Origin of the sequence: Pedobacter nutrimenti (assembly GCF_003208655.1) — a bacterium.
Taxonomy (GTDB): Bacteria; Bacteroidota; Bacteroidia; order Sphingobacteriales; family Sphingobacteriaceae; genus Pedobacter; species Pedobacter nutrimenti.
Genome location: NZ_QKLU01000001.1, coordinates 486,288 through 503,867, shown reverse-complemented (window position 1 = coordinate 503,867; position 17,580 = coordinate 486,288). Strand labels below are relative to the sequence as shown.

The 17,580-nt window shown below is 38.0% G+C and carries 11 protein-coding genes; 2 read left to right on the top strand and 9 right to left on the bottom strand.

Going from position 1 to position 17,580, the window contains the following annotated elements:
* Window positions 1–64: 64 nt before the first annotated feature.
* The 5 genes from B0O44_RS02035 to B0O44_RS02015 all read right to left on the bottom strand — a co-directional run bounded on the left by B0O44_RS02035 (window position 65) and on the right by B0O44_RS02015 (window position 6,637).
* Window positions 65–370, bottom strand: coding sequence for an RNA recognition motif domain-containing protein (locus B0O44_RS02035; RefSeq protein ID WP_108555963.1), 306 nt, complete (start codon window positions 368–370; stop codon window positions 65–67).
* Between the two features lie 167 nt (window positions 371–537).
* The gene (locus B0O44_RS02030) at window positions 538–903 is read right to left on the bottom strand and encodes a response regulator (RefSeq protein ID WP_110827026.1); all 366 of its coding nucleotides are present in this window, start codon (window positions 901–903) and stop codon (window positions 538–540) included.
* A gap of 168 nt (window positions 904–1,071) precedes the next feature.
* Window positions 1,072–2,853, bottom strand: coding sequence for a DUF885 domain-containing protein (locus B0O44_RS02025; RefSeq protein WP_110827025.1), 1,782 nt, complete (start codon window positions 2,851–2,853; stop codon window positions 1,072–1,074).
* A gap of 129 nt (window positions 2,854–2,982) precedes the next feature.
* Complete coding sequence (locus B0O44_RS02020) at window positions 2,983–5,406, bottom strand: AsmA family protein (protein WP_110827024.1); 2,424 nt, start codon at window positions 5,404–5,406, stop codon at window positions 2,983–2,985.
* A gap of 124 nt (window positions 5,407–5,530) precedes the next feature.
* On the bottom strand, window positions 5,531–6,637 hold the full coding sequence (locus B0O44_RS02015) for an MFS transporter (protein ID WP_245943588.1): 1,107 nt from the start codon (window positions 6,635–6,637) through the stop codon (window positions 5,531–5,533).
* 294 nt (window positions 6,638–6,931) lie between these two features.
* On the opposite strand from B0O44_RS02015, the gene B0O44_RS02010 reads away from it, so the two are divergent.
* Both B0O44_RS02010 and B0O44_RS02005 read left to right on the top strand, forming a co-directional pair.
* On the top strand, window positions 6,932–7,303 hold the full coding sequence (locus B0O44_RS02010; protein ID WP_110827022.1) for a YtxH domain-containing protein: 372 nt from the start codon (window positions 6,932–6,934) through the stop codon (window positions 7,301–7,303).
* A gap of 141 nt (window positions 7,304–7,444) precedes the next feature.
* A complete protein-coding gene (locus tag B0O44_RS02005; protein ID WP_110827021.1) occupies window positions 7,445–8,290 on the top strand; it encodes a CvfB family protein in 846 nt (281 codons plus the stop codon).
* Window positions 8,291–8,335: 45 nt separating this feature from the next.
* Here B0O44_RS02005 and B0O44_RS02000 read toward each other — a convergent pair whose 3' ends face one another.
* From B0O44_RS02000 to B0O44_RS01985, 4 genes are all read right to left on the bottom strand, one after another.
* Window positions 8,336–10,459, bottom strand: coding sequence for a glycoside hydrolase family 97 protein (locus B0O44_RS02000; protein ID WP_110827020.1), 2,124 nt, complete (start codon window positions 10,457–10,459; stop codon window positions 8,336–8,338).
* Between the two features lie 101 nt (window positions 10,460–10,560).
* On the bottom strand, window positions 10,561–12,360 hold the full coding sequence (locus B0O44_RS01995; RefSeq protein WP_110827019.1) for a RagB/SusD family nutrient uptake outer membrane protein: 1,800 nt from the start codon (window positions 12,358–12,360) through the stop codon (window positions 10,561–10,563).
* A gap of 20 nt (window positions 12,361–12,380) precedes the next feature.
* Window positions 12,381–15,503, bottom strand: a complete 3,123-nt coding sequence (locus tag B0O44_RS01990) for a SusC/RagA family TonB-linked outer membrane protein (RefSeq protein WP_110827018.1) — start codon at window positions 15,501–15,503, stop codon at window positions 12,381–12,383.
* A gap of 421 nt (window positions 15,504–15,924) precedes the next feature.
* Window positions 15,925–17,520, bottom strand: coding sequence for a DUF6377 domain-containing protein (locus B0O44_RS01985; RefSeq protein ID WP_245943525.1), 1,596 nt, complete (start codon window positions 17,518–17,520; stop codon window positions 15,925–15,927).
* Window positions 17,521–17,580: the final 60 nt, after the last annotated feature.

The following is a 17,580-nucleotide window of genomic DNA, read 5'->3' as shown; positions in this document are numbered from 1 at the left end:
AGCCGTAGTAGCTACGGCTGGCTATTATATTTTAATTGCAGATCTTGTGTAAGCAAAAGCTCAATTAAAAGCTTCTTTCTCTGTTGTTGTTGCGTTTGAAGCCACCTCCTGCATTTCCGCCGGTATTTGGTTTTTCTTGTGCTTCAGCAACTTTAATACGATTACCATTATAATCGCCACCATTCATTCTTTTAATGGCTTCCTTAGCTTCCTCGTCGTTTGGCATTTCAACAAAACCAAAACCACGGCTCTGACCAGTTTCGCGATCTTTGATAATCCTAAGTGATTTTACTTGACCGAAATCACCAAATACGGCTGTTAACTCATCTTCCCCTACTTCTAAAGGAAGGCCTGTGATAAATATCTTCATTAATGTTTAAAAATTTCCACAAAGGTAACTAAATATTACGTTTAATTTGCAATGTGAGTGTAAGTTATACTATTTTTATTTATGCCTACATAACAATTGAATGCTCTAAATAGTTTGTAAAAATTAAGCATTTCGCATTCGGTCAAAGCTCCATTCCTACCTGTAGATTATTCTTGCTTTATATTATTTTCAATTCTCTTCAACAAGGTCCTCAATTCAAATGGTTTACTCAAAAAATCATTTGCAAGCTTTAATTTTGCCATCTCTTCTTTAGGAAAATGAGCTGACATAAGAATAACAGGTATTTCTCTTGTTTTAAGACCTTCTCTTAAATTTCTGCACAGCTGTAAACCATCCCCGTCTGGTAACCTGATGTCCATCAAAATCAAATCTGGCTCAGCATGTCTGATGTATTTTTTAAAATCAAGCGCAGTTGCCGAAGAAGTGACAAGATAATTTGCTTCTGCTAAAGTAAACCCGATAATGTCCCTGATGTCTTCATCATCTTCAACAACATGAATACTTTTTCGCATTATTTATGATTTTTTGTATTCATCATCAGATTTAAAATATTTGGATCTATCTGTTTTTAATGTCTTTTTAAATTCCATTGTACAAGGGGCATTTTACAATACTAGTCAATATTAGTATTCAGTTTTTAATTCATTGAATAGTTATCATTAAGGAAAAGTTAAATTTCCTTACTTCTTTGTTGCCGCCCAATCGTCCATTTTATGTTCGAACACACTCAATGGTAAAGAACCATCCTTAAGTACCTGGTCATGAAACTCCGCGAGGTTAAATTTATTCCCTAGATGATGTTCATATCTTGATCTTAATTCTCGAATTTTCATAGACCCTGTCTTATAACCTAAGGCTTGGGCAGGTATCCCCATATACCTTTCAATTTCGGCAGTTGCGCCTTGTTCATTAATGGCCTCATTGTCCATCATATATTTGATGGCCTGCTCTCTGGTCATATTTTTTGTGTGAATAGCCACATCTACCACCAAACGGATGGCCCTATGCATTTCATCTCCCAAAGCACCCATATGCTGATAAGGATCAGTGTACAGCCCCAGTTCTTTACCTAAAGACTCACAATATAGTGCCCATCCCTCCACATATGCATTGTGCATACCAAATCTCCTGAATTTTGGTAAAGAGGTATTCTCTTGTGTTAAAGAAATTTGATAATGATGACCTGGAATAGCTTCATGAAGAAACAGGGATTCCATACCCGAGGTCGTGTTGAACTTTGTTGCATCCAATATAGGCACATAAAATATTCCGGGCCTTTTACCATCTGCAGAACCTTGATTATATTCAGCGCTTGCGGATGCAGCCCTGAACGCTTCTGTTTGTCTAATTTCAAATGGGGTTTTAGGCGTATGGTTAAACATCTTCTTTAAGTTTGGTTCCATCCGTTTATGAATATTCTCAAAAGCAGACAAAACCTCTGCCGGTGTTTTGTAAGGCATAAATTTTGGATCCGTTCTCATATACTCAAAAAAAGCATTTAAATCCCCTTTAAATCCAACCTTGTTTTTTATGCTATCCATTTGAGCCTTAATCCTTGCTACTTCTTTTAAGCCAGTCTGATAAATCTCTTCCGGGCTTTTAGTGGTGGTAGTTTGCTGCCGCACCAGGTATTTATACATTTCCGTTCCTGTTGGCATAGCAGAAAATCCAGATGTTGTTCTTGCCTTTGGCAGGTATTCGTTTTTCAGAAAATCACCAAGCTTTTTGTAAGTAGGAACAATTTGCTGAAGTATAGCAGCTTTGTACGCTTCAGTTAGTCGTTTTTTATCAACAGCAGAAAAATCTTTTGGCATCAGACTTATAGGTCCATAAAACAAACTCTTTACTGGATCATCCACCACCATGCTATACATTTGAGGATACATTTTAATCACAAGCGCTTTAGGCAGGACAATACCAGATTTGATGCCTTTTCTGAAGTTCCCAACCGCTGTGTCTGCCCAAAGAGAAAAAGCAGACACACGTTTTAGCCAATTGTCATAATCTTTTACTGTTTTAAAAGGCTGGGCCCCGGTGCCAGAACCCAATTGACCAAAAGTAAGCGGCAAGGCAAACATCTGGTTAAAAGGCAGATATTCAAAATGATATTTAAAACCTTCCAAATTGATCTCCAGCTGGTCTTTCAAAACATCATAAGAAAGTTTGTCGTTTTCGTTGAGCTCTTCCCTGTTATAGTGCTGAAGACTGTCCAGGTAATCTTGATAAAAAGTTTTACTTTCCTTAATAAATGCCTCAGAATATTCATTGGGTAAAAGATCATTATATCTATTGTCCCCTGCATAAGTTGCGTTTAAAGGATAAAGTTTCAAGCCATCTTCATAGTATTTATCACATAAACTTGCAAAGTTTTTGTTTTCTGTTGTGGCAGCTTGCTTGTTCGGGGCTTTGCAGGCAACAAACACAGCAGCAGCATAGAACAGTACATAAATTTTGTTTTTCATTTCAGATTAATTTTGAAATTAAATCTAAGCAAATTTTAATTGAATTTACGTCTAAAGAAATAACTTAAGCCCGATCAATAAATTTTAATGGACACCGTTGTGATGGAAAACCTTCTGAACAGTTAAATTCTAATCATGATTTTTATTCCATTTAAACTTAATCTTACCATTTTCTCCATCAGTTGCTAAAATATGCAGGACAATCCCCTTCATTCTTTTCTCTTTCCTTTCCTCGCTGGCAAGAGAGGCATCTTTCTTCGGATTTCTCAGTGGCACATCCAATGCAATATTCGTTCCCTTACCGAGAGAATACACGCCAGCAACATTCATATTCAATACACTTGAACTGATTTGCATAGGGTTGATCTTTATCTTTTCACCGTTGAGATCAAAGTTTCCATTGAGATTGCTAAAGGTAATATTATTCAGGTCCCTAAGTGGAAAAGCAAACTTTCCAACGCTGGTAATGGGATCAAAATCCAGCAATGCCCCCCTCTTTAAATCAAATACGATATTACCGTCAATAGAATTCTTTAGAACATCTCCACGTTCGGTAATAACTCCTGTGATCTTTGCTTTAGAAAATAAAAATCCTTTCAAATTTTTGGAAGTTAGCGATTTTAAACCAAAATCATCAAAAGAGTAAAAGAAATTTCTAATATCAACATTGTCGACTGTGGCATTTAAGGAAAAATGGTTACCTGATCCTTTTTGAAATAGACTGCCGTTCATCATTAAGGCACCCCCAGCATGTTTTACGCTTACGTTCTTAATGGTCATGCCCAATTGCGAAAGCAACAAATCAGCCTTTGCTTCCGTAGCAAGAAACTTTTTGTAATAAACTTTATCTACCGCGATGTGCATGTTTACATTACTCTTATCGAACACCGTATTTAAGTCCTCAGAAAAAGTCGTTTTACTTTGTTTTGTTTTTTGGCTGGACACTGGTTTTCTTCCATTTAGAAAACCGATAAATTCACCCAAATACAATTGTGGGCTCCGGATCCTCCAGTTTAACATAATTTTCTCTGGTGCATTATAATATAAGTTCAGAAAATTCTGGATAGCGCCCTCCATATAGACAATACTTTTACCACTTTGAAGTCTGATATTTTTAATAAACAAGTCTTTCTCTGTAAAGTCAAGCGAAATGGCTGTGTTCTTAAAATTCAGTTTTCTGGGTACATAATCCACATCTGCATTCTGAATATTTATAAAGCCCTGAACATAAGGTTTGGTCAACTGAAAATTTACAATATCTGCTTTATAATTAAGCTTGACATCTGCATTACCTTTGCCAAATTTCAATAGTTCGGGCCCAATCAATTGATTAAGTTTACTGATCTCGAATTTTGATTTGAATACCCCCGTAGCAATTGGACGCTCTAAATTGACGATTGCAGCCGTATCAATCGAAAACGGGATTGAATTATAATCTCCAGAAAATTGGTAAAGTTTCACCGCCGAATTTGCATCGTCAAAACCTCTTCCCTTCACATAGCCATTTGTATAGAAACCATCAAAATTACAATCTTGAATCTTTCCTCCGGGCGTAGTCAATAAGTTTTTTCTAACTATCGCTTTTACATCAATAGAGGGATCTCCCCCGGCCCCCATATTTCCAATCAGATCACAGCTGACCTTAATAGGTGCTTCAAGGTTAAACATATTCAATTTAGCTGTAATATTAGGAGACAATAAAGCAGCCGCATGGCTCCATAAAATTTCGGGGGCTTTAATATTAATTGTAAAGTCAGCAGGACCATTTCCAATCAAAAACTTTGCTCCGATCCGAAAATTTTCACTTCCTATTTTTAAGGGATTTTCTGCCACGGTGATCAGTTCTTTAGACTGGTCATAATCAATCGAAAACGGTCCATCCAATAACTGATTCTTTACAAAACTGCCTTTTTTAGTATTAAAAGCGAGACTTTTAACCAATACTTTTAAGTTCAAATCTGCGTGCCAGCCACCTAACAAAGGATAATCCATTTTTCCATCCAGTTTATCCACTTCAAACTGAAAAAGTTTTCCACCTTTTTGATTGTCCAGAACAAAACTGACCTGGTTTAAAGAAAAACGTCTGAACTCTGCTGAAGCACTTCTTTTATCTGCCGCTCTTTTTTCTTCCTCCTTCTTTTTAAAAACAGCAGTGTTAGTATAACCGCTACTGTCTGTATACAGGTATACAGCCGCATGATTGATGTCTATTTTTTTAATTTCGATGGTTCCTTTAAGCAATGCAATGACATTCACCGCTACCTTGAAACTTTTAGCCTCAAGTAATTTATGATGGTGAACAGTCCATTGTTCATCTTTTATAACGACATCTTTTAAAGCCAGTGAAACGCCTGGGAATCCACTAAAAAAAGAGGGATCCATATCTCCAACAGTTAAAGAACCATTTAAATTTTCATTTAACTTTTTTGTAATGGATGCCAATAACTGTTTTTTATGGCTGTTTACATAAAGCCCTAAAACTGTAAAAACAAGTACGATCAGTACTATAAAAACCGCAAATACCCTAAGTGTAATTTTTATCCAGCGTGGCATAGAATCAATTGTCAACGTTAAAATCAGATCAGTAATTTTCTAAACAAGCAATTCTTTGACCAAAAAAATCCTACCAACCCTATTCCAGCCTAAATGTAATGTTTCAGCAGGAGTTTATGCCACTTTAACTTATTGATCTTTCGATGGAATCACGGTACCTGAAAAATAGCTGTGTAATAGGAACAAGCATTAAGCCACATATTCCAAAAACGACAAAAGATACCCTTAAATTAAAAGCATGAGCAAGATATCCGATCAATGGCGGTCCCAGCAGCATACCTGTAATGGCATAAGTAGCAATAATTGAAATGGCCATTCCAGGAGAATATTTTTTGGAGGCACCCGCTAAGGCATAAGACATCGGTACAACGGCTGCTGTTCCAAATCCGACCAGGGAAAAGCCAATCATTGCTGTCCAGAAATATGGAAAGATAATCGCCATTGAAATACCAGATACAATAAAAATCGCACTCATTATGTAAGAAGATGGCATACCAATTTTTTCAATAAGCAAATCAGAAATAAATCTGGATAAAGCCATAAATGTCATGAAGATCAAATAGCCATAGGTAAATATCTTTACTTTAATGACTTCCTGAAAATAAATACCACTCCAATCAAACATACCCCCTTCACAAATGGCAGAAAAAAACACAACCAATCCCAGATACAGAATATATGGATCTGGTTTACTCAGCACGATTTTATTGCCTTTTTCAGATCGATCCCCTTTTAGTAAAAATTGAAAAGCATAGCATGTTATGATTAATGCTACAGCTCCAACAATAATAAAATGGGTTTGCAGGCTGATATTGAGTGCCAGCATAAAAGTAGAAAATGCAATTCCTGCAATTCCACCTGTACTCCAGAAACCATGAAAAGAACCAATAATTTTCCTGTCGTATTGTTTTTGTAGTGTAATTGCTTGAGTGTTTACAGAAATATTAAAAATTCTAGTTGTAAAAGCAAAAAGGATTACTGCTGCAACTAAACTTACAGTATTTGTTGCAAAACCAATCAGTGTCAAAGAAATTGTATTCAAACCATACCCAACCGCCAGAGGTATACGGCTGTTGAATTTGGAGACCAGCCAACCTGAAATTGGCAACCCCATTAATGAGCCAATTGGAAGCGCAAAAAGAATTGTTCCAAGTTCTGCTTCATTAAAATTAAATGCAGCTTTAATAGTTGGTATCCTGGATGCCCAGGTAGAAAAACTAAAGCCCGACATAAAGAAAAAAAGACTCAAAAAGATTCTGTGCTTATTTCTGCTGATCATTTTTTAAAAGGTAAGGGAAAAGAACCATCGGTTCTATTATAAAGCACAAATGTAAGTAATCCCGTAAACGATTTACCCTCAATACTAAATTATGATCTTATAACTACTTTTTCATTTAATCAAAACACTCGAAAGTATTTGGCTGTTCTATACCAGGCTCCTTGATCCATCTGGTAAAGGTTCAATCAAGGATGCTTGAGAATAAATGGAACAAAAAACTTCTGAAAAACATTAAATCATTAAAACATGAAATTAAAGAAATTACTATCCGCCTGCAGCTCTTATAAAGCAGATTCCACAATGCCAGTGGTTGCACTGCTGGCTGGCCTTGCTGTTGGGGCAGTTGTTGGAATATTATTTGCACCTCAAAGCGGAGAAAATACCAGAGGAAAAATAGCGGACAAAGCGGGTGATTTAGCAGAAACCTTTAAAGACAAGGTCCAGCGGGTTAAAAACAAATTACATGCAGAAGGAAATGACGCAGCCCAAAACACAGATAAAATTCTGAATGAAGTCAAGAAAAAAGCTGCAAACAAACTGCATAAAGCAAAGGAAGAAGTTAAATCAAAAATTAAAGGGGCCGCGGATGAAGCCAATGATGCCTTACAGGATGCCTAAGTAGAAAATGATTTTTGGGATAGATGCAAAAAATTAAAGCCTTTTTATAATACAGATCATCCTATAAAGGACAGACAGTTTATTACCTTTGCTTTCTAAATAATACAGCTGCTGTATAAAAAGTGGTTTAATCAAACAGAAATGATAGCAATTGGACAATATAACGATTTAAGGGTCATTAACAAAACAGAACATGGCCTGATACTAACAGACGGGGATAAAGAAGTTTTGTTGCCTTACCATCTGGTTCCGGCAGATACCGAAACCGGACAAAACCTGAATGTATTTGTCTACGTCCATAAGGACGGGCGCTTGCTTGCAACAACAAAAAGACCACTAGCTTGTGTAGGGGATTTCGCTTACCTGCGGGTTGTTGCCGATGGCGAGGATGGCATATTTATGGATCTTGGCATAGACAAGGATCTGTATGTTCCTCAGAGGGAGCAGAAAAGACCTATGTTCAAAGGAGACCAGCATGTAGTTTATGTATATCTTGATGAAAGCAATGACCGGATGCTTGCTTCGTCCAGGCTAAGTAATTTTGCAGAAGAAGAAGACTTGGATCTTGAAGAAGGAGATGAAGTTAGTTTATTAATAGTTGACCGTTCTGATCTGGGGTTTAATGCTATAGTAGACAACAAATACATCGGATTATTATATACCAATGAGCTCTTTGATGAGCTGAATCCCGGTGAAATCAGAAAAGGATGGATAAAAAAAATCAGGGTAGACGGTAAAATAGACCTAAGTCTTCAGCCTATGGGTTATAGCCATATTCTGGAAAATAAAGATATGGTACTGGAAGAACTCAAAGAAAGTAAAGGCATTATATATCTGGGTGATAAAAGTTCTCCAGAAGATATTTACAATCGCTTTAAACTCAGTAAAAACGCCTTTAAAAAGGTAATAGGAGGTTTATATAAAGAAAGATTGATTACCATTTCTGATCACGAAATAAAACTCAATATCGACCAGGCAGCAGAATAAAAGAAGGGCCTTTAAAGGCCCTTCTTTTATTCTATTTATACCCAATTACTTTACAGATAAGCAGCGAATTTCTATTGCGGCCCCTCCTCCCTCGGCAAGTCTGAGTTTTAAAACTGACGAAGCATCTATCTTAACCTCATCAATTTTATAAGATTCAGGATTGTTTTTCCAATGTGCTTTGTCTCCATCCCGATAAATGGTAGCCAGATATTTTTTTCCTTTGTCTAAAAAATTCATTCGAACAACCATTTCTCTGGAGTTCTCATTTGTAATTGTGCCAATAAACCATTCTTCTTTTCCTTTTGCTTTTCGGGCAATACTAATGTAACTCCCAGGCTCTGCCTCCAGAATTTTTGTTTCATCCCAGTCTACTGCAACATGCTTTATAAACTCAAAAGCATCCGGATAGTTTTCATAGTTCTCCGGCAGGTCAGCAACCATCTGCAAAGGACTATAAATGGTTATATACAAGGCCAACTGCTTAGCCAAGGTACTGTGTACCTGTCTTTTAGAATCGGCCTGCGCATAACCTTTTAATTTAAATATACCCGGAGTATAATCCATTGGCCCTCCCATTAACCTGGTAAAAGGCAGAATGGTTTCATGGTCCAAATGATTGCCATTACTAAAAGCATTGTATTCATTTCCCCTCCCCGATTCGTAAGCCATCCAGTTCGGATAAGTTCTGTGCAAACCCGTTGGCCGGTTTGGTTCATGAGAATCCAGCATTACTTTATATTCAGCAGCCTTCTGTGCCACTCTTTCATAGTGGTTAACCATCCATTGGCCATCATGATGTTCCCCACGTGGGATAATTTTTCCAACATAACCTGTTTTCACCGCCGGATAAGCATATTTATTCATAAAACGAAAAGCGGTATCCAGATAACGCTCATAGGTTGTTGCAGACCCAGAGGTCTCATTATGCATAATCATCTTAATGCCTTTAGAATGTGCATAATCTGCAATTGCACGAACATCAAAGTCAGGATAGGGTGTTACAAAATCAAAAACATTTTCCTTCCAATTTCCGAACCAATCTTCCCATCCGGTATTCCAGCCCTCTACCAAAACCCCTTCTATCCCATTTTTTGCAGCAAAATCTATATATCTTTTTACATTATTCGTATTGGCTCCATGTTTTCCGCTAGGGATCAATTCTCCATTTGTGTTCACACTATCTAAACTTGATGCATAACTCCATGTGCTTTTCCCGGTCTGCATTTCCCACCACACTCCGACAAATTTCATAGGTTTTATCCAATTTGTCTCTTTTATCGTCGAAGGTTCGTTCAAATTCAAAATCATTTTTGAGGCGAGTATATCTTCTGCATGATCACTCACGATAACTGTTCTCCAGGGCGTACTAAAAGGAGCATGCAAATAAGCCTTATTTCCCAGAGCGTCTGGGACCAGATTGGCGGATAGTTTAAAATGACTTCTGTCCACATGAAGTTGCATTGCAGGATAATTAACCAACGCAGCTTCATGGATGTTAATGTATAAACCTTTTGCGGATTTTAGCATCAGAGGGGTTTGAACAGCATATTGATCCGGCACGATCCTAACGGCAATATCTGTAGCTTTGTTTTGCACGGCCCAGGCGTCCACCTCGCTTAAGGCAGAAGTAGTATAGGAATATTCATTTGTATCATAATCACCCGGTATCCAAAAAGCCTTGTGGTCCGCTGTCATGTTGAACTCTGTAAGTTCACGGGAAACTACAAAATACTTTAAATCAACTTGTTTTGGAAACTCATACCTAAAACCTAACCCATCTTCAAAAACCCTGAAGATGAGATTAATCTTTCGAAAAGGTTTTTCTTGTTGTTGCAGTTGAACCTTCAATTCCTCATAATGATTTCTGATCTGGTTACTTTCCCCCCACACTGGTTTCCACTGTTCATTAACCGAACGACGTGAGGTCCCCGTTAGCTTTAAGCTTTTATTAAAACCAGTCCCATCAGTGAACTCAAAACCAAGAACTGAGGGATTTAAAACCTTTTCTTTACCAAAACTCAAAGTGTAAACCGGACGTCCCACCTCATCGAGATAAAACTCCAAACCTATTTTATTTAATTGTACATGTAGAACTGTTGAGTCTGGAACAGCATAAAGCTGCTGTAAAGCAAAAAGACCGAAGAGTAAAACTAAGGCATATTTTTTCATGTAATTGATTTCGTTATTCTTGAAATTTTCCCGTTTTAAGGGGCCCTATCCCTGATTAAAAAGAACAGGGCCTCCGTTAAAAAGAAGCGTATTTATTAGGTTTAGTAACCAGGATTTTGCTGTCCTGCTATCTTAGCATTTGAATTAAACTCATCCTGAGGGATTGGCCAGGAATAGGATTTACTTTCATTAAACTGTAGGTTGCTCACTGTAAGTGTAGAGCCAAAATAAGCCGCCTCCGATTTACCCAGTCGCCAGCGACAAACATCAAACCACCACTGTCCTTCATTAAACAATTCTGCCCATCTTTCATAATACAATGGATTATTTCCTAAGACCGGGTCACCTATAGCTTTAGTTTGGGCGGTTAAGCTACCATAATCTACCGGTGAAGGGGCGTCGACAGGATAACCATAAGCACGGCGCTTCACTTTGTTCAGATACTCCAACGCTGTACCCTGATCACCGGAGCCTTTAGCCGCCTCTGCATAGAGCAGGAAAACATCAGCCAACCTTAAAAAATACCAGTTACAAGCATCTGCCTGTACGGTCTCAATCGGATAATCGAGGGCAGCATATTTACGGTAACCCCATCCATAAGTATTCAACTGTCCTGCCAGATAAGCTGGTTTTGAAACTGGTGCCCAATTAGATCCGTCGAACTTCAAAGAGTCCAGCCAGGGCTGCACTGTATTTACATACAATCTTGGATCAGCCAGTTTCTGATCTCGTACATTTTGTGCGGCCTGTTTATAAACTGGATCCATAATCATTTTTGGATTGCTGTAGCTTGCTGGTTTTGCACTATTAAATTTCGGATTATTAACGAGCGTATAATAGCCAAGGGGATAACCAAATCGCTTAATATTTTGATCATGTATGTCGCCGTTACCCGTATATCCAAGCCCTTTGGCGCTGGTTTCGGTTCCATCCAGGCCCAATGCACTCGGAGACCATATCATACCATTCAGTGTTGTCGCATTAGGATTATTTCCATATGGCCCATAATCTCCTTTGGCATCTTTATCTACATTGAGTTCAAACAAAGACTCTTCGTTAAATTCGTTAGCTGTAATACCTACAAAGGCATTTCTGTATTTATCATAAGGCATTAAAAATTTGTTACTGTGCTGGATGACATCCAGCAACACGGTCTTTGCGTTTGTCCAGTCTTCAGTAAAAACATAAGCTTTACCGAGTAAACCTTTTGCAGCCCACTCAGACACGCGGCCAACGTCTGCTCCAGACCATACTTTCCCCTTCAAGAGATCAGCTGATTTTTTAAGGTCACTTATGATAAAATCCCATACCTGTCTTGTTTTTGCCCTGGGTTGTTGGGTACTGGCCACATCGGCGGGTATTTTATCATAAAGGGGAACCCCCATTTTATCTGCCCCTATGGTGCCTTTAATATAACTTTCTCCATAAAAACACTCCAGTTGAAAATAATAGAAAGCCCTTAAAAACAAGGCCTGTCCCCGTATGTAATTGATCATCTGCAAATCTGCAGGTTTGGCATAATTTTGCTCAAAAAAATCAGCGGCCTGTAAGGTTACATTGCAATTTTTTACACCGGTATACAAAGCGCTCCAGGCATTGGCAGAAAAGGTATTGGTAACACTTAAATTATTGTTCATCCATTCTTTCCATACCACATCCCCATAGTTTCCATTAGAGGTATGGACTGCATTCGCCATTGCCTTAGGCATAAGTTCAAAACCATACAAGGCGAGACTTCTTAAATTGGAGTAACCTGGAGCCAGTACACTTTGAAGGTCATTTATACTTTTAGGATAGGTACTGGTGGAATAAGCATCCGTTGGCCCAACCAGCGAGGGGTCTTTTTTACAGCCGGTAAGAACCAGCAGCAAGAAAAAAATCATATATATTTTATGATACATCGTCGTAAGTTTAAATAAGTTTAAAAATTAAGATCTAAGCCTACAGAGTAAATTCTGGTCTGTGGATATTGAGATACGGCATCTATTCCTCTGGTGGTCGGACCTGCGTAGCCTGCCTGAGAAAAAGCACTGCCCAGTTCAGGATCCAGTCCACTATATTTTGTAATTGTAAATAAGTTATTCCCCATTACAAATACCCTGGCGCTTTTTACTTTAATCCGGTTGAGCAAATTGTTTGAAAAAGTATAACCGATTTGCAGGTTCTTCAATTTCAGGTAATCTCCTTTTTCCACAAAATAGCTGTTTACAGAAGTATAGTTCTGATTTGGATCAAGATTAAAATTTGCACCGTTCTGGATGCCAATCCTGGGTTGATCGGTTAAACCATTACTACCCAAAAAAGAGGCTCCAAATACTTTCGGAGAAGTATTTCCATCTGCAAAAGGATACATTTCATAGGCTTTAATACCATTAAAAATATCAACACCTGCTACCCCGTTAAACAATAGTGCAGCATCAAAACCCTTGTAGTTAAAACGAAGGTTAATGCCATAGACCAACTTAGGATTTGGATTGCCTATGACCTGCCGGTCGGCAGCGGTAATTTCCGGATTGCCATCTATGTTCTGATAAATCAGGTCACCGGCATGCGCCTGGTTTCCGTTTACAATTTGTTTGGATGCTTCTGCATCTGTCTTGAATATTCCAAGCACCTTATAGCCATAAAAAGAGCCAAAAGGCAAGCCAGCCTGACTGATGGTTATTCTTTGATTTGGCATAATATTGAAGCCGGCATCTCCATTATTGTAAAAGTTATAGCCATCATAGAGTGCATCTGTCGTTACCCCGGATAAACTGATCACTTTATTTCTGTTGAAACCTGCAGTAATGCTAATGTCATAACCGAAATCTCCCTTTTTATCATGATATCCAAGCATCAGATCGAGCCCTTTACTATTCACAGAACCAATATTGGTCAGGTAAGGGCTTGTAATGCCTGAACTGAGGGAAACCGGAAGTGCGTACAAAAGATCCTTGGTTGTCTTATTGTACCATTCTACAGTAAAGTAAAGCTTTCGGTCCAACAAGTCACCATCTAAACCCAGATTCGTCTCTCTAACTGTTTCCCAATGCAAGTCAGGATTTGGAATGGCGCCATAGGTGTTGGCGATAATAAGTGGCGTTCCCGGAGCAAAATTCTGACCTCCGGCCGAGCCCTGGCCAAAACTGGTAAAACGACTGTATAATGCCAGAAAACTATAAGGCGATATGTTACTGTTTCCCAGTTCTCCATAACTTCCCCTTAGTTTAAGGGTATTTACTACTGGCAAGCTTTCCTTAAAAAAAGGCTCTTCAGCAATGTTCCATCCTGCCGAAAATGCTGGAAATACGCCTTTTTGTTTATTAGGCCCAAAAACAGTGAAGTTAGCATCCTGCCTTATTGATCCAGATAAATAGTATTTTCCGGCATAATTATAATTTAAACGCCCGAAGAAAGATTTAATCAGACCATTATTGTCCGTTTTTCCATTGACAACATAGCCTGTTTCAGAAGTTGGAATAATAGAAAAGCCCGGTAAACCAATACTTGTTGCCGTTACATTCGTATTAAAATACTTACTGCTGATCTGTTCAAAGCCAGCCACGGCATTCAAATTGTGTTTTCCAAAAGTCTGATCATAGGTTAATACATAATTGCTAAGCAATTGTCTGCTGTCTATTCCCTGTTTATTTAGTGAATTATTTCCTACCCCTCCTGGCCCTGTAAAGGAATCCTGAAAATAATCCTGGCTCTCATGATAGTAAGAATAACCAAAAGTTGTCCTGAAATTTAAATGGAATGGAAGTGTGATACTGGCATACACATTTCCCTGGAAATTATTCTTGAAGTTTTGAACACTGGCAGCATTAGCGGTCGCCAGAGGGTTTGGCCCACCAAAGGTAAAACCATTGTAACCACCTGGGACTGTTCCATAAGAACCATCTGCATTATATAAAGGGATGATTGGTAGTGTTCGGAAAGGTGCATTATGTAATTGGGCTTCTATACCGATTGGCGGTGCTGTTTCCCGTTGTGAAACAGCGATTTGTTCACCAATTTTAATATACTTCCCTAAATTATAATCTGTGTTTACCCTTGCTCCTGCAATATTGGAAAAGTTCTTAATGTAAACCCCCTCTTGTTTATTGTAGAAACCAGAAACCAAATAATTGACAACCAGAGATGCCCCGCTTACGGAGATGTTGTAATTCTGTTCATGAGCGTTATTATATAGCGCTTTCACCCAATCGGTATTAGATAAAGTATCTGTTCTGGTGGCGGCACTAAAATACTTTGGCTGAATCAGGTTTTGTAATTTTATAAAGCCATCACGGTCAAGAAGTTTCACCAATTTAGGCTTGGTTATACCATAACGTGCATTAAAATTTATAGATGGCTGATCACCGCTACCCTTTTTTGTGGTAATCACAATCACTCCACCCGCTGCTGCGGAACCATAAATGGCAGCAGCGCTGGCATCTTTGAGCACATCAATAGAAGCGATATCCTGTACATTCAGGTTGTTGCCGTCCGGTGCCCTTACCCCATCAATAATATATAAAGGCGCAGGTTGGCTTAAAGATGTTAAACCTCTGATAATAATAGAAGGTGTTGCATCGGGAGCACCTGAATTTTTGACAATATCAACTCCGGCAACCCTACCCTGAATGGCTTCTGTCGGATTAGTGACGGGCTGGTTTTTAAACAGTTCTCCTTTTACTGAACTAATCGATCCGGTAACATCCTTTCGTTTTTGGGTCCCGTAGCCTACTACCACAACCTCTGTTAGCTGCTTATTTTCTTCCAGAAGTTCAACAGTGGTCAGACTGGCAGAAGCTTTAACTTCCTTGCTTTGAAACCCAATAATCGAGAAGATCAGAACATCGGTAGACTTATTGTTCAACTGGATAGAGTAATCTCCCTGGGCACCAGATACCTGCCCAATATTTGTACCTTTAACCTGGATGCTTACTCCTGGTAAAGGTACACCTTTAGTGTCTGTTACTTTCCCGTTAACTGTCATTTTCTGGGCAATAGCCCCATTGACAAAGAGCAGGAACAGACAACAAAAAACCAGTGGTTTTAGTAATTGTCGTTTCATGTTTAATTTGGTTATGGTTTGATTTTGTTTAATTGATACAGTGGAGAATGATCCGGATGAACCAGTAATAGATCAGTTTTTTTAAAAAAGCTGAAAAAATTGTAGTACACGAATTGTACTAAAGGCTTGAGTTTGCGCGTCAGTTTCATATTTGGTTTGGTTTATATTTGGATATTTGGCGGGATCAGAAGATCTGTCAAATACAAACCAAAGAGAGTTGATAAAACAACAAGTCGCAATTTTCAAAATCAAAATATAAACGAAATCTCGACAAACGCAAACCCAAACAACTGAAAAACAATAACTTAGATAAAATAGTTTTTCCCAAAATATAAATAGAATATAAACATATTTTGTCCGGCTAAAGTGATAAAATACTTAAAATAAGCTATCCCTCAAATTTTTCTAAACCAAATTATCTTTAAATACTGCCAATCGCTAAAATTGCCTCTTCGAAATCGTCGTTGGGAATTAGAGACTTACTTTTAATCCTTGCCTTGTAATTATAGATGGTATTCATAGAATATTCTAATATGCAGGCAATTTTTTCTGTATCAGTAATTCCTAAACGGACCAGCGCAAATATTCTAAGATCTGTATTTAACAATTGATCCGCATGAAGTTTTAACTGGTGCTCAGGAGGAAAAAGTGCATTGAATTCTTTAATAAAATCCGGAAAGAGTGTCAAAAAAGCTTTATCAAAGTTCAGAAATAGCTCTTCCCTCTCTTTCTTCAGGTTGATATTATTCACCAACATTTCAATGTCTTCAAATCTCTTGGTCACCAGTTTATTATTTACCGAACGTTTAAACTTATCAAGCTTGGTAATGTACTCTGAAATCAGATTAAAATAATAGCCTATATACTCTTCTTTAATTTTATCAGCTTCATTTAATTTGTGAATGGTTTCCTGCAGGGAATGATTGGCACTCAGAATGAGTTTATCTGCTTTTTTTAGTTTTTTTAATTGCCTGTAAATGATAAAAACAAACAAAATGATCAGAGCTACCAGAAGCGTCAATAAAGAAGCATAAATGAATAAAATCCGGCGCTGCTCTTCTACAGAATTGATCTTTTCTCCTGCAATAACCATCAGAATAGCACTAACCTGCATTTTCCGCTGCCTGGCTCCATAATATCCCGCATCGTTCATTGCCTGATTAATAAAGACGTACGCGTTTTTAATGTCACCCTTTTTATGCAGTAACTGTGCCAGGTTAAGCATCGCTGCAGCTTCCTTGGTACTTTCATGAATATCGGCTATAGCTGCCCTGATCAACAAACTTATGGCTTCATTATTCTGACCGTTCTGAATATAAATATCACTTAGCGTAGAAGCTGTTACGGCCAGTTGATGATCCGTTAGCCTCTGACTGCGGATCAATTGCTTTAACAGAACCGAAGACTCTTCATTTCTTCCCATTTTTAATAATTTCAGGCCTGTATTATAGATTTTGTCATAAGACCCTGCTTTAGATAAAGCAATTGCAGAGTCTATGTAAACACTTGCCCTTTTATTATATATTGGAGCATAATATTTGTCTTTGTCAAAATCAGCCAGATCATAATAGGTCCTGGCCAGAAGAAAATAATACTCCTTTTTAATACTATCCGGAAGTATTTTAACCTTAACGGTGTTTAAAGAATCAAAAGTTTCCTTAAACATGCCTGATGAGAGCAGTATAAACCCAAACTTAATCTTTCCATCTGCAATTTTAACCTGATCTTTCAAACGGTGGCCTATTTGCTGCAGTTCCTGCGAAAAATGGAATGCTTTATCATAGTTAAAGGATTTATATTCATTGTAAAGGGCAGCACACACCACATATTTTTCAACCGGTATGGCTATATCCTTTAACCTGGACTCCAGCTCAGCAATGCGTTTTAGTTTAACTTGGTCAAATGTGTCCTTTTGCTCTATACTTTTATTGAGCTGATCCAAAGCAGGTGACTGCTCATTTTGTCCATAAGCCGGCACCGCAAGAAAAAATAAGAGAGGTAATAAAAATCTTTTCATAAAAGAGCCTTTGTCCATTCAGATATATCCTGAAACAAATCAGACAAAGACCCTAATATA